Raw genomic sequence first — 20,002 nt, 5'->3', positions numbered from 1 at the left:
CCACGATGGCATGCGAGATCCACAGAGACCAAGCCATCCGGTTCTGGACTATGCCTCTCGCAGTGCTAGCTGGGGATTGAACGACGTATTAAAGTCTTTGTTTCCTGTTCCGCGTACCTCCATGCCACTCCCGGTGCTTGCAGAATTCAAGCGAACATACGGGGCGCAGCTACCGCAATTTCGCGCCAAGGTGCACTACGAGCCTGAGGGAGTACGTGCGCTACAGGACCCCCGGATACATCGGGAGCGCCTTGGCGATTTAATTCGTTTGTGGAAGGAGGAATTCAATGCCATCCAGTGACATCTAGCCCCCTCGAGAATCGCCTTCGCACGGCGCGCTATTCTACCTAGCATGGTAGGGCTGGCCACATATGCCGTGGGACCTGACCGGGCCGACCTTGCCGCGATACTCCCATTGGTATGTATCGCCGGACAAGTGGCAGTTGAAACCGTTTTTGCCCCCAAGGACCAAGCAGCCGCGATCAGTACGCAGCCCATGGCCTATGCAGCCATGTTCAGCCATCAGTTGTCCCGTATGCAGCGAAGGTAGGATTGGTCGTTTCAGCCAGCAAAAGAAAATCCGTGATACCGAGCGAAATTAGACTGCTAGATCTGCTCCGGCAGCCTGCTTGCAGGCCTTCCTTGCACTTCCGAAGGTCATCCACTTCCATGCAATGGGTGCTTCCAACCACTTGGTATCTCCCGATATAGCTGGGCCGCGCTGCTTCAGGTTCGCTAGCCGCTCATCCCTGACGGGACGGGTACAACCCGCCTTGTATATCGCTGACGTCTGGAGCGCGTCTTGGGCACTTGCCCACCAAAAAACATGTGCCGTTGAGAAAGCGTGGGCGGCCTTTGCTTTCCTGTCACAGTCCCACACCGTTCTCGCCGTCAAGGGCGGCGCGCACCCTGTGCTCTGGCGTCCTGCGGCCGTCTCCGACCCTGTGACGGCTTGCGCTGCGGCGTGAGTCCTTCGGTTTCAGGCAATTCCGCCTGATTCCGAACCGGAGGCAGTGATGCAGCAATATTCCTTTTCCTTTGATGATGCGAACAGCGCCGGCGCGCTGCTGGTGCTCGCCTCCCTGGCCATGCTGGGCCTAGGCATGGCCAGGGATTGCGGCGGCGGGCATGGTCGGGCGGGCTTGTGCGCGCCGCTCTTCTATAAATCGGGCCAGTTCGCCGATGCATAAGCCAGTGCATCGGCATCGGCCTTCGGGACGTCAGGCATGACGATAGCCGGTATGCCGGGCGAATCCGCACCCGTCGATCCGGTGCAGACACAGAACATGCAGGACAACAAGGCAGCATTTGCGAACCGGGGCATGGCCGCGACGCAAAGCCTGTATGGCCTGCCGTCGCCCCGTGCCCCTGGCACGCTGATGGCCGGCACCATTATTCCGGCCGCATTTGTGACCGGCATCAAGTCCGATTTGCCTGGCAACATCATCGCCATGGTGACCGAACCCATTTATGACAGAGCGACCGGCCAGCATGTCCTGATTCCGCAGGGCTCGCGCTTGATAGGGCGCTACAACAGTCAGGTGGCCTATGGGTAAAGCCGGGTACAGGCAGTGTGGGATCGCATCATCCTGCCCGGCACCTCTTCGGTGGTGTTGGGCAACCTGGCCGCCGCCGACTCGGCCGGGTACGCTGGGCTAGAAGACCGGACGGTTTGGCATTGGGATCGAATTTTGGCGGGCGCGGCGCTGACCACCTTATTGGGCGTAGGATCGGAACTGGCTGGGCCCAAAAACCGCAGCGATGGCGATCGCATCATTATTGCTGGCCGCGGCAGTTTGCAGGATAGAGTGAACCGGACTGGCCAGGAAATGATCCGACGCAGCATGAATATTCAGCCAACGCTGACGGCCGGCCGGGCCTGCCGGTGCGGGTGATCGTCAGTCGAGATATCACACTGCGGCTGTACCGTCCGCATTTTATCAACAGGTGATGCCATATCTTGTTCTTTTGACATAGTTACAGCGGCATTTGCTACAGTACCGTTGGGTAAATGGTTCGTTGAGAGACTATTGGTCTATGCCTTTACCCCGGGATTGCAGCCACCTTCTTCCATATTGCAGCATTGGCACTCGAACCGCGATTTGCCAAAATTCCGAATGGATCCTTTATTTTTACGAACGGAGCATTTGCTCCGGAGACTGGTCTATTACGTCTACGTTCCAAGAGGTTAGCGGAGGTCAAGATACTCTCAATTTCAGGCCAGTATTGTGACCGAAATAATTTTCCAAACTGATCGTCTTCATGATCTTTTATCATATGCTGTCGCAACATAATTCGGCAGACTCTATCGAGCAGCTTAAGCGCCTCTTTGTTTTCAGAGTTCTTTTTTGTATCATCCACCGAATGCTTTTGGATCCAATCAGAGATCTCAAGTGGATCGAAGAGCGTTCGCACTGCGCCCTTAACACTTTTGACATGCAAGCGATCAACAGTCGGTGCGTGAGCGCTAAATCGAGTTGTTTCGTCCACATGCAAATGTACGATCCGGCAATCTTTGAATATCACATTCACTAGACTGGCTTCCGCTGCATCCAATCGTTGGATCTGCACACGTTCGAGACTGCAAGCGGATACATCACCAAACAAGGATACATTTGAAACATGCAAGTCCGAGAATCTCTCATGGCGCTCTTCCACATTTCGCACCAACGAGGTTAATAGTAGGCTGACGGCGTTGTCGAAGAGGCGGTCGAATGACGCTTCTCGATCCAGCGCGCGTTGGAGAGCTGTCACGAAGGTGCTAGCTTGTATATCGTCACACACTGCAAAGTGTTCGCCAAAAATCATCAGTAGATCAGACGTCACCATACCTCGACGCAGAAATCGTATCGGTTCGGAGGCTACAACTAAACGCAGCAATGCGCTGGATAGGAAATGGTGCTTAATCTCCGTGTGGGGAAACCTTCTAAACCCCTCTCGAGGATCATTTTCTAGGAGCGCGAAACTGCCGGATTTGTGACGAAGTTTCCCGATGTCAGTTGCAGACAATTTATCTCCGAACGCAATTTCGGTGGTCATTTGCAGGAAGCTCAAATCCACTGCATCTGATTCTGTGTCGGCCATTTCCACCGCTACTTCTTCGAAGACAGTAGTGAGATGGCTTTTCAGATCGATTTCCTCAAGTGAGAGCTTCTCCGACAGGATTTTGCACTCTCGGTCAAGAAATCGTTCCATAAGGTAGGCGCGAGGTGTCAAGTTCCGCGCTTCGATGTCGGCCCACCCCTTAGCACTTGCCAACTCTTGCAGAAAGTATGGCCTCAACGTATAAGAGCCTCCTCGAAGAAATAGCGAGGTATGCGAATCTTCTAGATCGGCCGCTTGCCATCCATTTTCCGTAAGCCACTGAATAGCAGTTGCCTGTGCTACCTCGGTTAGGCGCACATGATGGATATCTACTGGGAGGCTGAGTTCATGCATATTCTCTGAAAATTCCTGTTGATCGAAAAATGTATCTCGGCCAGCGAGGATAATGGGGCCGCCAAACCCCGTCTGTTCAAAGAAATCTTTTAATGCGAACCAAGCATCGCGGTATCCCTCCGGATCCACCAGTTCGTCGAATCCATCGATGGCCAGTTGAACGAGCCCATTGCGGATTAAGGATGGCAACTGGTCATATGTGAACTTAGCGCGAATTAATTGCAGCGATTGAGCAAGCACCTCGTCTAAAGAGGAAAGCCGACGGCCACGACTATCGATATGAAGTAGAGGAATTATATTGTTAACAGATCCATTGTTGGACAGCAATCGCTGTACTAGCAAGCGTTTAATTAGTGAGGTTTTTCCTACGCCAGCCGACCCGTCTAACAGCATGATTTTCAAATCTGCAGATGGTGTGCCTCGCTGTGATGGTGTAGTTGCACGCGTGAGCGTTTGTAGCGCTAGTTTCTTGCTATTGAATTCACCTTCGGGGGGTATAAGTCTATCGATATCGAAATCGCGATAGATGCGTAATTGTGTCGTCACTAGATTTCTGATGTCGGCAAAATCAGGAGAAGCAAGCAGTGATCCGATGCTTACATATTTTTTGTCGCCTGCATGACGGGCCAACAAAGAACCATCTTCGTGCATCAGCAGATATTTCTGTAGCTGCCCATTTCTTGTGATTTCTACGAGAGATGTTTTTTCAGCCGTTTTGAGATTCGTTTCAGTTGCAGGATCGGAGAAAGGCGCAAGGTCCCGCAATAATGCGTCACCCGGAGAAACCGAAGAGGTAGTCATGCAATCTCCATCTTTTGTGCAATTCCATCTAGATTTAAAAACTGATTCAACTGTTCTCTGGAATGAAGCAGCAGAACCTTCGCACGCCAGGCCTCAGCCGTCATTATGGCTGGCAATGTATCATCATCGTTAGCGACAATAACGTGATAAGCGTAATCTTTGGTTCGTGCTAAGTGGAGCAGATCACAAGCTAGCATTGTGTCGACCATTTTCTGTGAGCTGACACTTGGATCGCGGCTATGGCGCAGCGTGTCATAGATGGGAATTCGATGCGTACCGCACAGATCATCCCCTGAGTATTTAAAATCTGTACTGAAAGATACTCGATCAATCGTAGCCGAGCGTGCAGTATTAGCATATTGCTCAAATAAACGGCGATCCAAAGTCTTGGTCTTTCCTGTATACCAGCCGTGATAGATTCTCCAGTAAATTCGAAATTGGGCTTTCGGATCTTTGCGTGTCAAACTTTTCGAGATGGCACGATGCAACTTTTCGAAAGCCCGTTCGATTCCTTTGGTTGTATTCTCTCTCCGAAAGTCCAGCCGTCTAGCTGTATCCCAGTCCACATAAACGACCGTTCGGTGCATGGTCATTGCCTACCCGCCATAATTAATACGTAAAAAAGTCCTTCATCATCACACGGCTTCACGCAGGTATCGAGCGCGTAATGGACGTCGGAACAGTCATCTTATGTCCAGAAAAAAAACAATGTAACCCCATACTACGCAATTTGTGGTTTCCGTGACAGAGGGGTAGCCCTTAAGGAGACATTAACAGTTTACGTATGGTGTCCGCTGCTTCGCTCTTGTTTACTAATCGATTGCCCGGCGATCAACCCCGTCCAAAGTAGACAATTGGCTATCTGGCAGTAGTTACGATTACTTTAGAGATCTTTTGAGAATTACCGCATGAGAGTCTTGGCTCAATGCGGTTGGAATGGTGTAATTAACCGAGTTTGATGAGTGCCCATCCCCCGTTTATGGGGAAGAGCCGGCGTCCATTCCATTGATAATGGGGAAGAGCCATTAGGATTTTCAGACTGGTGCCCGGGGCCGGAATCGAACCGGCACGCCTTGCGGCGGGGGATTTTGAGTCCCCTGCGTCTACCAATTTCACCACCCGGGCATTCAAGCAGTACGCCCTGAAGAACACGGGGCGCGGCAGAAAGGCGTAATTATACACGCTTGTCGGGGGCTGAAAAGGCAGGCCCGGGCATGCCGCTTGCTGGGCATTCTCCGTGCATTTCACGTTGGGTGGAATGCGCTGACGCACCCATGGTCACTCTAGGAGAATACACATATGAAAGCACGAGTCTGGATGCCTATTCTATTGGCGCTGGCTGCATTGGCAGGCGGCTGCTCAAACACTTTTCATGGCGCGGGTGAAGATATCGAGCGTGGCGGCGAGAAAATACAGGAGAAAACCCGCTAACCTCCCACCAGCCTGCGCAGCCAGGCGATCAGGGCCCGGGGCAGTTCGGCGGGCTCCTGCAGCAGGGCGTACTGCCCGGCGCCGAACATGCCGGGCAGGTAGCTGGCGGCCTGGCGGTCTATGGTCAGGCAGAAGGGGAACACGCCTTGCATGCGCGCCTCGATGACGGCACGCTTGGTGTCTTCGACGCCATATCGGCCTTCGTATTCGTCCATGTCGTTGGGTTTGCCGTCTGACAAGAGCAGCAGCAGGCGGTGTTGCGCGGGCTGCCGCATCAGTTCGGCGGTGGCGTGGCGCAGGGCGGCGCCGCTGCGGGTGTAGTACTGGGGCTCCAGAGCGGCGATGCGCCGGGCAATATCCGGCCCGTGGCTTTCGTTGAAGTTCTTGATGTAGCGTATGGTGACGCCTTGGGGGCCTTCGCCAGAGAAGGCCTGGATGGCGCAGGGTTCGCCCAGGTGTTCCAGGGCGATGGTGACCAGCAGCAGGGCTTCGCGCTCGGCGTCGATGATCCGGCGCGAGCCGGATAGCCAGGAGTCGGTGGAACCGCTGATGTCGGCCAGCAGCATGATGGCCAGGTTGCGGACCTGGGGGCGTTGCTGGCGGTACAGGGTTTGGGGCATGGGCAGGCCGGCGCGGGCGTCGGCGCCGCCTTCTATCCATGCGTCCAGGTCGATGTCGTCGCCGTCGGTCTGGCGGCGCAGCCATTGGCGTTCGGGGCGCAGGGCGTCGAAGTGCCGGCGTATGGTGTCTATCATGCGGCGGTGCCGCGCCAGGGTTTTGTCGACCCAGGCCTGGGGGCCGGCTTCGGGGGCTAGTCTATGGACGGCGGCGCCAGGGTGGCGGTAGCGGCCCTGGCGATAGTCCCATTCGGGGTAGTGCAATATGCGTTCTGACAAGGGGGTGGCAGCGGCGAGGGGGCGGCCCTGTTTGTCGGGCGGGTCGTCGGACAGCAGGATTTCTTTGGCGGGCGTGGGGCTGCGCACCAGGCGGGCTTCGGCCAGTTCCGACAGGGCGTCGGCGTATTCTTCGCTGGCGGTGTCTTCGTCGCGGTCGGCGGGGCGCTGCATGCCCATGGGGTCTTCGGCTTTTTCCAGCGGGTCGGCGGTTTGCACCATCCATACGCCTTGTTTGTCCTGATCTTCGTCTTCATCCGCCTTGCGGGCTTTGGGGCGGCGGGGCAGGCGGGCGCTGCGGGGGGCTGGGCGGTGCAGGTCGGATGGGGCCATGTCTTCGCTGGCGGTGCTGTCGTCGTGGCCGCTAGGCACGATCAGGTCGCCGGTCCACATGTCTTTGAACAGGGCGTGCGACTGCGGCGCATGGTTGCCGGCCTGGGCCATCTGCGCGGCCAGCCGCCGCGCCAGATGCAATGACTCGGCGGGTGAAGGGCACAGCGGCAGGCTGGACGGGGTATCCGGGGGCGTCTTCAGTATGTCCTGAACCAGGGTTTCGATGGGGCGGCAGGCGGCAGGGATGCGCGCGGGGGCGGGGCGCTGTGCCAGGGCGTGCCGGCGCAGGGCGGCGACCGCAGGCGCCATGCCGGGCAGCCGCTGTATCAGGGCGTGGTCGCAGGCCTGCGCTTCCAGTATCAGGTACAGGGCCTGGGTGCGCGGGCCAAGGGGGGCATCGGTCTGGGCCAGGGCGTTGGCGCTGCCGCGAAAAGCGCGCATGGCCTGCAGCAGGGCCAGGCTGCGGAAGCGGGCGGCCGCTTGGGGCCATTCGGCGCAGTCCAGGCTGTTGGGCAGCCAGATGGCTTGCCCGTTGGTGGCGGGCAGGGCCTGTTCCGACGGCATGACATCGTGCCGGCGGAACAGGCGTGTCAGCAGGGTGGGGGCGGCCGGGGTTTGCGCCACGCGCAGGGGGTAGCTGCAGCCGAATATGGCGCTGATGAGCAGATCCAGGCGCGGCGCGACCTGGGCCAAAATAATGGGCAGTGGCACATCGGGTTTGCCGCGCCGCCGCAGCCATAGTTCGCGGGCGTAAATGGTGGCGTGCCGGGCGGCATCGGTAATAACGTCTTCTGCCTCGGCCATGTTGCGCTCCGGGCCGGCCAGTCAGGGAAAGGTCAGGCTGACCAGGTCGTTCATGGCGCCCACCAGCGAAGCGTCGTCAGACAGGGGGGCAATCAGCGCCACCTGGCATGCCCGCCGCAGGGGGATTCCGCGCGCGATCAGTTGGCCGGTAGCGACCAGCAGGCGGGTACTGGGCACCTCGGCCAGCCCGCGATCCTGCAGGCTGCGCAGTTTGTGGGCAAGGTCCACCAGCGCCAGGGCGTCGGTCGGCGCAAGTCCGCTTTCCCGGGCAACGATGTCGGCCTCTTGCGCCGCCGGCAGGAAGTCGAAGTCCAGCGTCACGAAGCGCTGCCGGGTGCTGGGTTTCAGGTCTTTCAGCATGCGCTGATAGCCCGGGTTGTACGACACCACCAATTGGAAACCGGGGGCGGCATGCATCACTTCGCCGGTCTTGTCGATGCTGAGCGTGCGCCGGTAGTCGGTCAGCGAATGCAGCACGACCACGGTGTCTTGCCGCGCTTCGACGATTTCGTCCAGATAGCACAGGGCGCCGGCGCGCACAGCGGCGGTCAGGGGGCCGTCTTGCCACACGGTCCGGTCGTGCCGGATCAGGTAGCGCCCGATCAGGTCGCTGGCGGTCAGGTCGTCGTGGCACGATATGGTGGCCAGCGGGCGCTGCAGCTTCCAGGCCATATGCTCTACAAAGCGGGTCTTGCCGCAGCCGGTGGGGCCTTTCAGCATAACGGCCAGCTGGTTGTGATGGCACTGCTCGAACAGGCTGACTTCGTCGTGGGCGGGCAGGTAAAAAGGCTCGGCGGCAGGCGGCGCCAGCAGTCCGCCGCCCGGCTCCGCTTGCAGCGATTCGATGTCAGCCAATCTGTTCATTGGCCAGCACCCCTTTGGCGGCGCCCGGCGCTGGGACCAGGCTGGGTTGATGCGGCGCGGCCTCCGGCGCATCGTCCTCCACCGGCGCCTGCCGCGGCGGGTAGCGGAAAAAATCGTAGATGAACAGCAGGGCGCCGATGACGAAGATCGATGCGGTGGCGACCAGCATCAGGAAGTGCACCTGTATTTTCAGTTGCACGTCCAGGTAGCCGATGCCCAGCACGCGTTCCAGGTAGACCTGTCCGATGCCGGCGGTGGCAAACGACAGGGTCATGCCGAACATGCCCCCGATCTGCAGCCAGAAGGCCCACATGCCTGTCGAAGTGCCTTCTTCGGGGCGGCCCACGGTCATGGTGGGGGCGGCATAGCTGATGACGGCCAGCACGATCATGACGTAGGCGCCGTAGAAGGCGGCATGGCCGTGCATGGCGGTGATCAGGGTGCCGTGCGTCCACTTGTTGATCTCGGGAAAGGTGTGGGCCAGCCCCAGCAGCCCGGCGCCGAACAGGGTGAAGACGGCGCTGCCTATGGCCCAGTGCAGGGCCAGGATGTTGGGATGGCGGATACCGCTGCGGCGGATGGCGAAGTAGGCGTACATGGCCATGCCGACCAGGGCGACGGGTTCCAGCGCGCTGAAGAAGCCGCCCAGGGGCAGCCAGTAGGCGGGCACGCCGACCCAGTAGTAGTGGTGGGCGGTTCCCAGGATGCCGGCAATGAAGACCAGGCCGACGATGACGTACAGCCATTTCTCCAGCACCTCGCGGTCGGCGCCGGAAAGGCGAATAAGCAGGTAGGCCAGGAAGGAGCCCTGGATCATTTCCCACACGCCTTCCACCCACAGGTGGATGGTCCACCAGCGATAGAAAATCGATACGACGTAGTTGGAATAGTGCAGCAGGGCGGGAATATACAGCACGGCCGAGCTGGCCAGGCCCAGCAGCAGCACGCCTTCGGTGGTGGTGAAGCGGCCGGACCGCTTGATGGTCATGCCGATGTTGTACAGAAAAATCAGCATGCAGACGACGATCAGCAGTTTATTGGGCAGGGGCTGTTCCAGCAGTTTGTTGCCGGTGCCCAGGCCGAAGAAATAGCTGATGATGGCGGTGACGCCCATGATGGCCCACAGCCCCAGCTGGATATAGGCCAGCTTGACGCTGTACAGCTCGGTGCGCGATTCGTCGGCAACGATCCAGTAGGTGGCGCCCATGAAGCCGGTCAGCACCCAGACGATCAGCAGGTTGGTGTGCACGGTTTTGGTGACGTCGAACGGCATGATGTTCAACAGCGGGTCGGGCCCCAGGTATTTGGCGGCTGACAGCAGGCCGAACACCAGTTGCAGCCCGAACAGGATCAGCGCCAGGGCAAAGTACCAGTAGGCGACGGATTGGGATCTGTAACGCATGGCAGCTCCTGGGCGATTTACTTAAACGAATTAAGGTAGGCCACCAGATGGTCGACCTGCTCTTCGGTTAGATCTTTACCGTAGGACGGCGGCATGAACGAGGTGCCGCCGGCGGAATACATGGCGCCCGGATGCAGATAGGCGCTGGGTTCCACAATGGATTCGCGGATGAATTCTTCCGCGGTTTTTGCTTTGCCCTGATAGTCGCCCGACTGAATGGTTTTCTCGGCCAGGGTGGCCATGCCGGCCAGCGATGGCCCGGCCAGGTTTACGCCCGGCGCGATGCTATGGCAGGCCGAACAGGTGGGCACGACGGATTTGAACAGCGCTTCGCCCAGCGCCACGGGGTCGTTGTCGTCGCTGACGGGGCGCGCGCCCGGCGGCAGTCCGCTGGCTTCGGCCTGGCCTTCCTGTTTTTGCTGGGCCAGGCTCAGGTCGGTGCCGGGTATAGAGCCGCCCGTGACCAGAATGGGGCGTGGCGGCCAGCCCTGGTTGTCGACTTTGCTGACCCAGTCCATAAAGGCGATGACATCGGCGATTTCGTCGTCGGCCATATTCAGGTTGGGCATGATGCGGCGGTGGGTCTGTTCGTTATAGAACTGCGCCGGATCTTTCAGGAAGGCCGTCAAATAAGGCGTGCCGCGGTGCTGGGTGATTTTGGTCAGGTCAGGCGCGTAATAGGCGCCCTCGCCAAAAATGGTGTGGCAGTTGATGCAGTTGTAGTTATGCCAGACGTCTTGGCCGCGCACAACGCTTTCATCGATCTGGTCGGTATTGGTCAGGGTGGGAAACTGGCGGTGGCTGTCCAGGGTCAGCCCCAGGAAAATGACAGAGGCGATGGCCGTGGAGGCGATCGCGAACACACGGGTCTGGCGCTTGTTCATGGCTGCATCCCCCTACACGCCGATACCGGACCAGTAGCGGATGCCGGTGATACAGGCATAAAAGATGGCGGCGACCATCAATGCCAATACCACCCACCCCACAGCTCTTACTATCCTGTAAAGCATTGCTGCCTGCATCATGGCATTCCCCTTTGTTCTGGCCTGACACGCGGATACAAGACGGCACACAAGGGCTGTTGCGGCTCTATGTGCTTTCGCCTTGATACCCTAGCCGAATCCAATTCTCTTTACTGTAACTAATTGATTCGAAAAGGCCGTTCCGCCCTTGAAACCCGGGGTTTCGGCTCCATATGCCTGCGTATCGGCCCGCCCGGGCGCAAGCATGCGCAGGGCAATGGCCGTGCCCTATTTTTCTTAAAAGAAAACCATCCGATGCGATGGCGCTTTAATCACGGATCGACAATGACTCAAACAGATACAAACAGGACATCAGAAACATTGGGCTTCCAGACAGAAGTCAAGCAACTGCTGCATTTGATGATCCACTCCTTGTATAGCAATAAGGAAATCTTCCTGCGCGAACTGGTTTCCAATGCGTCGGATGCCTGCGACAAGCTGCGTTTCGAAGCGATCGACAATCCCGACCTGTTTCAGGGGGATGCCGATCTGCGCATTCGCGTCGAGTACGACAAGGCTGCGCGCACCATCACGATCTCGGACAACGGCATCGGGATGTCGCGCGACGAGGCGGTGGCCAACCTGGGCACGATCGCCCGCTCGGGCACCAAGGAATTTTTCTCGCAGTTGACGGGCGACAAGCAGAAAGACGCGCAACTGATCGGGCAGTTCGGCGTGGGTTTTTATTCGTCCTTCATCGTGGCCAGCAAGGTGTCGGTGCTAAGCCGGCGCGCGGGCGCTGACGAAACGGATGCCATTTTGTGGGAGTCCGAGGGCCAGGGCGAGTTCACGATTGCGCCGGTGGAAAAAGCCGATCGGGGGACGTCGGTCACCCTGTACCTGCGCGAGGACGAAGACGAGTTCGTGAACGGCTGGAAGCTGCGCGAGGTGCTGCGCCGTTATTCCGACCACATTTCCCTGCCCATCGAGATGCAGAAGGAAGAGTGGGACGCGGAGAAGTCCGAGCAGGTCAAGAAAAACGAGTGGGAAACGGTCAATCAGGCCAGTGCATTGTGGACACGGCCCAAGTCCGAGATTACCGATGAGCAGTATCAGGAGTTCTACAAGCATATCGGCCACGACTACGATGACCCGCTGGCCTGGACGCATAATCGGGTGGAAGGGCGCAGCGAATATACGCAGTTGCTGTTCATCCCCAAGCATGCACCCATGGATTTGTGGGATCGCGAAGGGCGGCGCGGCGTCAAGCTGTATGTGAAGCGCGTGTTCATCATGGACGATGCCGAGCAGTTGCTGCCCACATACTTGCGCTTCGTGCGCGGCGTGATCGATTCGGCCGACTTGCCGCTGAACGTGTCGCGCGAAATCCTGCAGGAAAGCCGGGATGTGCGCGTGATACGCGAGGGCTCGGCCAAGCGGGTGCTGTCCATGCTGGAAGACTTGGCCGAGAACAAGCCCGAGCAGTACGCCGAGTTCTGGGAGCAGTTCGGCCAAGTGCTAAAGGAAGGCACGGGCGAGGACGCCGCCAATAAAGAGCGCATTGCCAAGCTGCTGCGCTTTGCCTCCACGCACAACGACAACGCCACGCAGACGGTGTCGTTGGCCGATTATGTATCGCGCATGAAAGAAGGGCAGGACAAGGTGTACTACGTCAGCGCCGATTCGTATGCGGCCGCCAGCAACAGTCCGCACCTGGAAATCTTCCGCAAGAAAGGGCTGGAAGTCTTGCTGCTGTCCGACCGCGTCGACGAATGGATGCTGTCCTACCTGCGCGATTTCGACGGCAAGGCGCTGGTGTCGATCGCCAAGGGCGGACTCGACCTGGATCAACTGGCCGACGAGGAAGAAAAGAAGCATCAGGCTGAAGTGGCCGAAACCTTCAAGCCCCTGGTCGAACGCCTGGGCAAGGCGCTGGACGGCAAGGTGAAAGAGGTGCGCGTGACCGGCCGCCTGGTTGATTCACCCGCTTGCGTGGTGGTCGACGAAAACGAACTCAGCCCGCATTTGCTGCGCATGCTGCAGGCGGCGGGGCAAACGGCTCCCGACCTGAAGCCTATTCTTGAAATCAACCCCGAGCACGCGCTGATGGGCCGTTTGCAGGCCGCGCCGGACGCTGATTTTGACGAGTGGGCCTTGCTGTTGCTGGATCAGGCCATGCTGGCCGAAGGCGCCAGCCTTGCCGAGCCAGCGGCTTTCGTCAAGCGCATGAATCGTCTGCTGCTGAACACAGCGGCCTAGGCTGTTTCGGCCGCCGGGTCCATGGCAAAGGACTCGGCGCCCGCGTGCTCGACGAATATCGGAACCGAGGCATTGGCATGGTTGCGGGATGCCGCCATGAGGATCTGCGATTCGGTCTGTGCGCCGGCGATGCGCTTGAACACCACGCCCGGGGGCCGGGTTCCAGAGTAGATGCTGGGCACGATGGATATCCCCAGGTTGGCCGCGACCAGCGCCAGCGTGGTGCTGTTTTCACGCACTTCCTGCACGATGCGCGGCGCGAATCCGGCTTGGGCCGTCAAGGTGGTGATGTGTTCGAACAGCCCGCAGCCCAGCGCCTGCGGGAACAGGATGAAGTCTTCGTTGGCCAGATCGCGCAGCTCCGGGCTGGCGTCTGCCTGTGCCAGGGGGTGGCCGGTGGCCACTGCCAGGATGAGTTCATCGCGCCAAAGCTTGACCACATCGATGGTCATGGGCGGATGAAAGACGGACGAAGGCCGCAGGAAGCCGATGTCGATCTCGCCCGCATTCAGTGCTTGCAGTTGTTCGCCTGTGGACATGTGATGGAGGTCGATGTCGATGCGCGGGTAAGCCTGGCGGAAGGTCTGCAGTAGGCGGGGGAAGGCTTCGAACATGGGGACGGACGCCGTGAAGGCCACGCGCAGCTTGCCGGCCCGGCCGTCGCGCGCCCACAGGCATAGCTCGCGGGCTTCGGCGTACTGGCGCAAGATGTCTTGCGCCTGCTGGTAGAAAAGCTCGCCGGCGTGGGTCAGCTTCACCGTGCGCCGCGTGCGTTCCAGCAGAACGACGCCCAGGTCCTCTTCCAGCAGCTTGATCTGCTGGCTCAGGGGCGGCTGGCTGATGTGCAGGCGTTCGGCGGCGCGACTGAAATTCAATGTCTCGGCGACGGCGGTGAAGTAGCGTAGTTGGCGGAAATCCATACTTATTCGAAAATCAGATAAAAGTTAGATTTTAATAGTATTGGACGCTATAACTGAGGCAGCGCAGAATCGGTCCCCATGAATCAAGGAGACTTAAACATGAAACTGCGTATTCCCCGACTGATCCGTGCGATCACGGCCGCCGCGTGCGTGGCGACCGCCCCGGCGGTGCTGGCTGCCGGCTATCCCGCTGCAGCCGTCAATGTTGTCGTTCCGTATTCGCCGGGCGGCGGCGTCGATACGGTGGCTCGCCTGGTCACCAATCGCATGGCCGAAGAGCTGGGCCAGCCCATGGTGGTGGAAAACAAGCCGGGCGCGGGAACCAATATCGGCATGGCCTATGTCGCGCGTGCCAAGCCGGACGGCTATACGCTGTATGTGGCCTCTAACACGGTTACCACCAACAAGGCGCTTTACTCGAATCTGTCCTTTGATCCCATGACGGCGTTCAAGCCTATCGGCAGGATAGGCGAAGCGCCGCTGGTCGTCGTCGTGAACAGCAATTCTTCCTTCAACACCTTGAAGGACCTGATCGACTTCGGCCGCAGCAATCCCGAGGGCCTTACCTTTGGAACCGCGGGCATGGGCAGCTCCGGCCACATGGCCAGCGAGCTGCTGCTGCGCGTCGCCGATTTCAAGGCGATGCATGTCCCCTACAAGGGCGGGTCGCCCGCCGTGACGGATCTGCTGGCAGGGCGCCTGTCTTTCATGGCCATCAACCCGATTGAAGTAGTCTCGCACGTAGAGGCCGGCAAGCTGCGTCCGCTGGCGGTCTTGAACACCGATGGCACGCACCTGCTGCCCGAGGTGAAAACGGCCAAATCCATGGGCGTGGATATTGAATCCACCGTCTGGTGGGGCCTGCTGGCGCCGGCCGATACGCCCGACGACATCGTCCAGAAGCTGAATGCCGCGTTGCGCGTGACCTTGAATGATCCCGAGGTTGTCGAAGCCATGAAGAAGCGCGGCGCGTCCGTGCATCCCGATGCGCCGCAGGAATTCCAGGCCTTTATGGAGAAGGAATCCACGACGTTGAGCCGCATCATCAAGGATGCCGGCATCAAGGTGGAATAAGAACCGGAGAATATCCAGGTTCATCGCAACAAGATTGGAATGACGATCATGACTCAGAAAAATGCGCTGGTCATCAGCGCCCATTCGGCCGATTTCGTGTGGCGCGCCGGTGGAGCCATTGCCCTGTATGCCCAGAAGGGCTGGAAGGTTCATGTGCTGTGCCTATCCTTTGGCGAGCGGGGCGAGTCGGCCAAGATGTGGCGGCAGCCCGGCATGACGCTTGAACAGGTGAAGAGCGGGCGGCGTGAAGAAGCGCAGCGGGCCGCCGATGTACTCGGCGCGTCGGTTTCCTTCATGGACTGCGGCGACTACCCCCTGCGCGTCAATGACCAGGCGCTTTTCGAGATCGTCGATGTCTATCGCACGCTGCGTCCCGAGTTCGTGCTGACCCATTCCGCTCAAGACCCTTACAACTTCGATCATCCGCTGGCCAGTCATCTGGCCCTGGAAGCACGCATCATTGCCCAGGCGCATGGCCATCATCCGGAACAGGACGTGCTGGGCGCCCCGCCCGTCTATCTGTTCGAGCCGCATCAGCCCGAACAGTGCGAATGGAAGCCGGACTTCTTCCTGGACATCACCCCGGTGTGGGAAAAGAAGCTGTCGGCCTTCCAGGTCATGGCGGCGCAAGAGCACCTATGGGACTACTACACCCGTGTGGCCCTGCAGCGCGGGGTACAGGCCGCGCGTAATTCCGGAAGAAAGGTGAAGCATGGGGAAGCCTATCAAAGCGTCTATCCGCGCGTGTCGGACGACTTTCTGGGGTGATGATGCTGGCCAGATGCTTGATGGAAGGCGTACTTGGGAGGCCGAAGCATGATCAACAGTGATTTTGAGCGTCTTGATGCCGCCACGTTGGCTGCCTATTCAGCCATTCCCGCAACGATTGTTGCAGACGTGGCGGGCCGCCGCGGCGCGCTGGACGCCCGTGTCCGGTCCATGGCGCCGGGCCTGAGCGCCGTCGGCACCGCTTTCACGGTAGAAGTTCGTCCGGGCGACAACCTGATGATTCATGCGGCGCTCATGCTTGCGCGTCCAGGCGATATCCTGGTCGTCGACGGCAAGGCGGACACCACATCAGCCCTAATGGGCGAACTGATGTGCGCGCATGCCGCGGCGGCCGGTATCGCGGCGGTCGTGATCGATGGGATGGTGCGCGATTCGGCGACCTTGCGGGAAGGCCGCTTTCCGGTCTTCGCGGCGGGTGTGAATGCCAATGGGCCTACGCGCACGCAGGGCGGCCGTATCGGCTACCCCGTGTCGGTGGGCGGCGTCAGCGCGGCAGCGGGGGATCTGGTTGTGTGCGATGACGACGGCGTCGTCATCGTGCCGCGCCAGGATGCCGCCGGTCTGCTGAAGGCGGCACAGGCCAAGATCGCCGCCGAGGCGCGGCGCCTGAACGATATCCAGGAAGGCCGGCTGCTTTATGGCTGGCTGGAGGGGGCGTTGAAGACGGCGGGCGAGCTGCCGCCGGAAGACACTATTCCGGGCCTGATCAAGCGGTTCCAGTCCTGACCTGAGCGTGTCCGGTCCGGTTTGGCAGGCAGGCTGAATCGAATCGTGCCGGCTCGTGATGGCCGCAGCCTGGCTGCCAGGATGGCCAGTCCTTAGGTCCTTCGGCCTTGAGCGCTGTCTTGCGCCGGCGGCAATTGCCGCCGGAACCAGCCATTTTCGCGGCCGAACCGTTTCCAGTCGAAAGCGGGGCCGGGGTCGGTCTTGCGGCCCGGGGCAATGTGCTCGTGGCCGCGTACCGCTTTGATCGGATGGCGCGCCCGCAGGGCGGGCACCAGGCTTTGCAGGGCGCGGTACTGCTCGTCGGTATAAGGCAGGGTGTCCGTGCCTTCCAACTCGATGCCGATGGAAAAATCATTGCAGCGCTCGCAGCCGTCGAACGACGATACCCCCGCATGCCAGGCGCGCTGGGTGGTGGGCACAAGCTGCACAATCAAGCCGTTGCGCCGTATGAAGAAGTGGGCCGACACCCGCAAACCGCGCAGGCGTTCCAGCCAGGGGTGCGTGCTGTAGGCCAGGCGGTTCAGGAACAGGTCGACCACTTCGGTGCCGCCGAACTGACCGGGCGGCAGGCTGATGTTGTGCATGACCAGCAGGGTGGCGTCAAGCCCCTTGGGGCGGTCGTCATGATTGGGCGACGGCGCGCGTGCGACGTCTGGTGCAGGCTTGAGCCATCCATGGCGGTCCAGCACCCGTGTCTTCACTGGCGCTCCCCCAGTTTGGCGTGTTCCTGGCTGCACCAGATGCGGCCGTTGCTCAGCACGGCTTCGGAGCGCGGCAGATGGATGCCGCAATGCGTGCAGCGCACCATGGACTCGGCGGTCTTGCCAGCGTCCTGGGGGCGTTTGACTTGCCGGGGTTCCTGGCCGGCAAGGCGGTTGCGTTCGCTGTAGCGGGCCAGGATGCGCGCCGCCAGCAAGCCGCCGATGATGACTATGGCCCAGAATAATATTTTTCCCACACCTACCCCATTACAGAATAACGTCGAGCACGAAGCGGCTGCCGGTATAGGCCAGCAAGATGAATGCAAAGCCTACCAGCGTCCAGCGCAAAGCAATGCGGCCGCGCCAGCCCCGGGTGTAACGCCCCACCAGCAGCCCGCCGAAGGTCAGCCAGGACAGCAGTGTGAAGACCGTTTTATGGTCCATGGGAAGCACCTGCCCGGTCAGCCTGAGCGATACGACGACGCCAGTGACGACGGTCAGTGTCAGGATGGAAAAACCGATCCAGATCAGGCGGAACAGCAGGACTTCCTGCACCAGCAGCGGCGGCATGGAGTGCAAGGCGCGGTCCAGCATACTGCGGTTCTGTATGGCCTGGACGGGGCGATGCAACTGGCGGTCGAGCGCCGTCATCAGCATGGCCTGCAGGGCGGCCACCGTGATCAGGCCATAGGCGATCAGGGCGATCAGCAGGTGTACGCGCAGCCATTCGTTGCCGGCGTGATCCACCAGGTGGCCGGTGGGAAACAGGGCGGCCAGCAAGGCGGAAAGCGCCGAGGCAGGCAGTAGAATAAGCAATAGGCCGTCGATGCGCATGACCAGGCTTTCAAGCCAGAATACAATCATGCCCAGGCACACGGCGGCCGACAGGGCCAGCGCCCATCCCAGGCGCAGGGTATGTTCGGGCAGGACGGCTTGCGTCAGGGCGATGCCGTGCAGGGCGATGGCGCTGGCCAGGCAGACCTGCCTGACATGACCGGTGCTGATGGTGTCGCGACCCTTGCTGAGCGGCCGCCAAAGCGATACGGCCAATACCGTGTACGCCAGCGCGGCCAGCAAGTGAAATACAATGCCTGCAGACATAGTCCCTTAAGTTCTGGTTATCCAATACTCACTAGTTTAAGCGAAATCACCATATGCTCGACAATCTGACTCAACGGCTTTCACGCGTTGTCAAAACCATGCGCGGCGAAGCCCGGCTGACCGAGGCCAACACGCAAGACATGCTGCGCGAAGTGCGCATGGCCCTGCTCGAGGCCGACGTGGCGCTGCCGGTGGTGCGCGACTTCGTTGCGCGGGTAAAAGAGCGGGCCCTGGGGCAGGACGTGGTCGGCAGCCTGAATCCCGGCCAGGCGCTGGTGGGGGTGGTGCATAAGGAATTGACCGCGCTCATGGGCGGCGACCTGGGCGCCGAAGCCAGCGAACTGTCGCTGGCGGCCCAGCCGCCCGCGGTGATCCTGATGGCGGGCTTGCAGGGGGCGGGTAAAACCACCACCACCGGCAAGCTGGCCAAATGGCTGTCTGAAGGCGGCCACATCCAGAATGGCCGCAAGTCGGGCAAGAAAAAAGTGCTGGTGGCCAGCGCCGACGTGTATCGTCCGGCCGCCATCGAGCAGCTCAAGACCGTGGCGGCCCAGGTCAAGGTCGATTTCCTGCCGTCCAACACGTCCCAGAAGCCGGAAGACATTGCACGCCTGGCGCTGGACCACGCCAAGCGCCATCACTACGATGTGCTGATCCTCGACACGGCGGGCCGCTTGGGTATCGACGAGGCCATGATGCGCGAGATCCGTGCTTTGCACGATCTGCTGAACCCCGTCGAAACCCTGTTCGTGGTCGATGCCATGCAGGGCCAGGACGCGGTCAATGTGGCGCAGGCATTCGCCCAGGCGCTGCCGCTGACGGGGGTGGTGCTGACCAAGCTGGATGGCGACGCGCGCGGCGGCGCGGCGCTGTCGGTGCGCCATGTGACCGGCAAGCCGCTGAAGTTCGTTGGCCTGTCTGAAAAAATGGACGGCCTGGAGCCCTTCCACCCCGAACGCATGGCCCAGCGCGTGCTGGGCATGGGCGATATCGTGTCTTTGGTGGAGCAAGCCCAGAAGAACATCGATGTGGCCGAAGCGGAAAAACTGGCGGCCAAGATCAAATCGGGCAACCGCTTCGACCTGAACGATTTCCGCGATCAGTTGCAGCAGGTCAAGAAAATGGGCGATATGGGGTCGCTGCTTGAAAAGCTGCCCGCGCAGTTTGCGCAGGCGGCCGGCCAGATGCAAAGCGCGCAGGCCGAAAAGCAATTGCGGCGCAGCGAAGGCATACTGAACTCCATGACGCCCGCCGAACGGGCCAAGCCCGAGCTGCTCAAGGCATCGCGCAAGCGCCGCATCGCCGCCGGCGCGGGGGTGCCCGTGCAAGAGGTCAACCGCCTGCTGTCGCAGTACGATCAGATGCAGGGCATGATGAAGCAGATGAAAAAGGGCGGCATGGCCAAAATGATGCGCGCCATGGGCGGGCTGAAAGGCCTGGGCAAGGGCGGCGGAGGCGGCTTCGGCGGATTTCGCTAGGGTTCGCCGCCAGGCGCAAGGCAGTC

The 20,002-nt window shown here is 60.1% G+C and carries 18 protein-coding genes, 1 tRNA gene and 1 pseudogene; 8 read left to right on the top strand and 12 right to left on the bottom strand.

Translation table 11 applies throughout. The annotated features are described in order from the left end of the window. Window positions 1–1,016: 1,016 nt before the first annotated feature. Window positions 1,017–1,190: a hypothetical protein gene (locus RE432_RS00805; protein WP_310931317.1), complete on the top strand. Its 174-nt coding sequence runs from the start codon at window positions 1,017–1,019 to the stop codon at window positions 1,188–1,190. Next, window positions 1,191–1,951, top strand: a pseudogene (locus RE432_RS00800) (TrbI/VirB10 family protein); the annotation flags it as partial. It abuts the gene before it with no gap. 92 nt (window positions 1,952–2,043) lie between these two features. On the opposite strand, the gene RE432_RS00795 reads toward RE432_RS00800, so the two are convergent. The 3 genes from RE432_RS00795 to RE432_RS00785 all read right to left on the bottom strand — a co-directional run bounded on the left by RE432_RS00795 (window position 2,044) and on the right by RE432_RS00785 (window position 5,364). After that, window positions 2,044–4,239, bottom strand: coding sequence for a hypothetical protein (locus RE432_RS00795; RefSeq protein ID WP_310931316.1), 2,196 nt, complete (start codon window positions 4,237–4,239; stop codon window positions 2,044–2,046). Beyond that, on the bottom strand, window positions 4,236–4,826 hold the full coding sequence (locus tag RE432_RS00790; protein ID WP_310931315.1) for a hypothetical protein: 591 nt from the start codon (window positions 4,824–4,826) through the stop codon (window positions 4,236–4,238). The genes RE432_RS00795 and RE432_RS00790 overlap by 4 nt, the downstream gene beginning before the upstream one ends. A gap of 453 nt (window positions 4,827–5,279) precedes the next feature. Beyond that, window positions 5,280–5,364: transfer RNA gene (locus RE432_RS00785), tRNA-Leu, on the bottom strand. Between the two features lie 174 nt (window positions 5,365–5,538). Here RE432_RS00785 and RE432_RS00780 point away from each other — a divergent pair. Beyond that, complete coding sequence (locus tag RE432_RS00780) at window positions 5,539–5,670, top strand: entericidin A/B family lipoprotein (RefSeq protein WP_310931314.1); 132 nt, start codon at window positions 5,539–5,541, stop codon at window positions 5,668–5,670. Here the strand turns inward: RE432_RS00780 and RE432_RS00775 are convergent. The 5 genes from RE432_RS00775 to RE432_RS00755 are packed head-to-tail and all read right to left on the bottom strand — an operon-like array spanning window position 5,667 to window position 10,991. After that, a complete protein-coding gene (locus RE432_RS00775; RefSeq protein ID WP_310931313.1) occupies window positions 5,667–7,700 on the bottom strand; it encodes a hypothetical protein in 2,034 nt (677 codons plus the stop codon). The two genes, RE432_RS00780 and RE432_RS00775, sit on opposite strands and share 4 nt — an antisense overlap. Before the next feature lie 21 nt (window positions 7,701–7,721). Beyond that, window positions 7,722–8,564 (bottom strand): CbbQ/NirQ/NorQ/GpvN family protein, encoded by an 843-nt coding sequence (locus tag RE432_RS00770; RefSeq protein ID WP_310931312.1) that lies wholly within the window; start codon window positions 8,562–8,564, stop codon window positions 7,722–7,724. Continuing rightward, window positions 8,548–9,966: a cbb3-type cytochrome c oxidase subunit I gene (locus RE432_RS00765; RefSeq protein ID WP_310931311.1), complete on the bottom strand. Its 1,419-nt coding sequence runs from the start codon at window positions 9,964–9,966 to the stop codon at window positions 8,548–8,550. Before RE432_RS00765 ends, RE432_RS00770 begins: the two co-directional genes overlap by 17 nt. Before the next feature lie 17 nt (window positions 9,967–9,983). Beyond that, window positions 9,984–10,850 carry a c-type cytochrome gene (locus RE432_RS00760; protein ID WP_310931310.1) on the bottom strand — a complete coding sequence of 289 codons (867 nt, stop codon included), beginning with the start codon at window positions 10,848–10,850 and terminating at the stop codon, window positions 9,984–9,986. Between the two features lie 12 nt (window positions 10,851–10,862). Then, on the bottom strand, window positions 10,863–10,991 hold the full coding sequence (locus RE432_RS00755) for a hypothetical protein (protein WP_310931309.1): 129 nt from the start codon (window positions 10,989–10,991) through the stop codon (window positions 10,863–10,865). A gap of 282 nt (window positions 10,992–11,273) precedes the next feature. On the opposite strand from RE432_RS00755, the gene htpG reads away from it, so the two are divergent. Then, window positions 11,274–13,187 (top strand): molecular chaperone HtpG, encoded by a 1,914-nt coding sequence (htpG, locus tag RE432_RS00750; protein ID WP_310931308.1) that lies wholly within the window; start codon window positions 11,274–11,276, stop codon window positions 13,185–13,187. On the opposite strand, the gene RE432_RS00745 is transcribed toward htpG, so the two are convergent. Then, on the bottom strand, window positions 13,184–14,107 hold the full coding sequence (locus RE432_RS00745; protein ID WP_310931307.1) for a LysR family transcriptional regulator: 924 nt from the start codon (window positions 14,105–14,107) through the stop codon (window positions 13,184–13,186). The genes htpG and RE432_RS00745 overlap by 4 nt on opposite strands. A gap of 99 nt (window positions 14,108–14,206) precedes the next feature. Between RE432_RS00745 and RE432_RS00740 the strand changes: the two genes are divergently transcribed. Genes RE432_RS00740 through RE432_RS00730 form a run of 3 tightly spaced genes read left to right on the top strand, consistent with a single transcriptional unit; the run spans window position 14,207 to window position 16,696 of the window. Then, window positions 14,207–15,181 carry a tripartite tricarboxylate transporter substrate binding protein gene (locus RE432_RS00740; RefSeq protein WP_310931306.1) on the top strand — a complete coding sequence of 325 codons (975 nt, stop codon included), beginning with the start codon at window positions 14,207–14,209 and terminating at the stop codon, window positions 15,179–15,181. A 39-nt stretch (window positions 15,182–15,220) separates the two neighbouring features. After that, complete coding sequence (locus RE432_RS00735; RefSeq protein WP_310931305.1) at window positions 15,221–15,949, top strand: PIG-L deacetylase family protein; 729 nt, start codon at window positions 15,221–15,223, stop codon at window positions 15,947–15,949. A 48-nt stretch (window positions 15,950–15,997) separates the two neighbouring features. Further along, the gene (locus tag RE432_RS00730; RefSeq protein WP_310931304.1) at window positions 15,998–16,696 is read left to right on the top strand and encodes an RraA family protein; all 699 of its coding nucleotides are present in this window, start codon (window positions 15,998–16,000) and stop codon (window positions 16,694–16,696) included. Between the two features lie 92 nt (window positions 16,697–16,788). Here RE432_RS00730 and ampD read toward each other — a convergent pair whose 3' ends face one another. Genes ampD through RE432_RS00715 form a run of 3 tightly spaced genes read right to left on the bottom strand, consistent with a single transcriptional unit; the run spans window position 16,789 to window position 18,498 of the window. After that, complete coding sequence (gene ampD / locus RE432_RS00725; RefSeq protein ID WP_310931303.1) at window positions 16,789–17,397, bottom strand: 1,6-anhydro-N-acetylmuramyl-L-alanine amidase AmpD; 609 nt, start codon at window positions 17,395–17,397, stop codon at window positions 16,789–16,791. Then, window positions 17,394–17,654 (bottom strand): PP0621 family protein, encoded by a 261-nt coding sequence (locus RE432_RS00720; protein WP_310931302.1) that lies wholly within the window; start codon window positions 17,652–17,654, stop codon window positions 17,394–17,396. Before RE432_RS00720 ends, ampD begins: the two co-directional genes overlap by 4 nt. A 10-nt stretch (window positions 17,655–17,664) precedes the next feature. Next, window positions 17,665–18,498, bottom strand: coding sequence for a cytochrome c biogenesis protein CcsA (locus RE432_RS00715; protein WP_310931301.1), 834 nt, complete (start codon window positions 18,496–18,498; stop codon window positions 17,665–17,667). Window positions 18,499–18,551: 53 nt separating this feature from the next. Between RE432_RS00715 and ffh the strand changes: the two genes are divergently transcribed. Beyond that, window positions 18,552–19,976 (top strand): signal recognition particle protein, encoded by a 1,425-nt coding sequence (gene ffh, locus RE432_RS00710; RefSeq protein ID WP_310931300.1) that lies wholly within the window; start codon window positions 18,552–18,554, stop codon window positions 19,974–19,976. Window positions 19,977–20,002: the final 26 nt, after the last annotated feature.

The organism is Pusillimonas sp. SM2304 (genome assembly GCF_031628915.1).
In the GTDB taxonomy this organism is placed as follows: Bacteria; Pseudomonadota; Gammaproteobacteria; order Burkholderiales; family Burkholderiaceae_B; genus Pusillimonas_C.
This window is presented reverse-complemented; position numbering and strand designations above follow the sequence as displayed.

Excerpts from the sequence above, each read along its gene's own strand:
- RE432_RS00775 (WP_310931313.1), bottom strand. The coding sequence starts at position 7,700 with ATGGCCGAGGCAGAAGACGTTATTACCGATGCCGCCCGGCACGCCACC.
- RE432_RS00760 (WP_310931310.1), bottom strand. The coding sequence starts at position 10,850 with ATGAACAAGCGCCAGACCCGTGTGTTCGCGATCGCCTCCACGGCCATC.
- RE432_RS00745 (WP_310931307.1), bottom strand. The coding sequence starts at position 14,107 with ATGGATTTCCGCCAACTACGCTACTTCACCGCCGTCGCCGAGACATTG.
- htpG (WP_310931308.1), top strand. The coding sequence starts at position 11,274 with ATGACTCAAACAGATACAAACAGGACATCAGAAACATTGGGCTTCCAG.
- RE432_RS00805 (WP_310931317.1), top strand. The coding sequence starts at position 1,017 with ATGCAGCAATATTCCTTTTCCTTTGATGATGCGAACAGCGCCGGCGCG.
- RE432_RS00780 (WP_310931314.1), top strand. The coding sequence starts at position 5,539 with ATGAAAGCACGAGTCTGGATGCCTATTCTATTGGCGCTGGCTGCATTG.
- RE432_RS00715 (WP_310931301.1), bottom strand. The coding sequence starts at position 18,498 with ATGTCTGCAGGCATTGTATTTCACTTGCTGGCCGCGCTGGCGTACACG.
- RE432_RS00735 (WP_310931305.1), top strand. The coding sequence starts at position 15,221 with ATGACGATCATGACTCAGAAAAATGCGCTGGTCATCAGCGCCCATTCG.
- RE432_RS00770 (WP_310931312.1), bottom strand. The coding sequence starts at position 8,564 with ATGAACAGATTGGCTGACATCGAATCGCTGCAAGCGGAGCCGGGCGGC.
- ffh (WP_310931300.1), top strand. The coding sequence starts at position 18,552 with ATGCTCGACAATCTGACTCAACGGCTTTCACGCGTTGTCAAAACCATG.
- RE432_RS00740 (WP_310931306.1), top strand. The coding sequence starts at position 14,207 with ATGAAACTGCGTATTCCCCGACTGATCCGTGCGATCACGGCCGCCGCG.
- RE432_RS00765 (WP_310931311.1), bottom strand. The coding sequence starts at position 9,966 with ATGCGTTACAGATCCCAATCCGTCGCCTACTGGTACTTTGCCCTGGCG.
- RE432_RS00755 (WP_310931309.1), bottom strand. The coding sequence starts at position 10,991 with ATGATGCAGGCAGCAATGCTTTACAGGATAGTAAGAGCTGTGGGGTGG.
- RE432_RS00790 (WP_310931315.1), bottom strand. The coding sequence starts at position 4,826 with ATGCACCGAACGGTCGTTTATGTGGACTGGGATACAGCTAGACGGCTG.
- RE432_RS00795 (WP_310931316.1), bottom strand. The coding sequence starts at position 4,239 with ATGACTACCTCTTCGGTTTCTCCGGGTGACGCATTATTGCGGGACCTT.
- RE432_RS00730 (WP_310931304.1), top strand. The coding sequence starts at position 15,998 with ATGATCAACAGTGATTTTGAGCGTCTTGATGCCGCCACGTTGGCTGCC.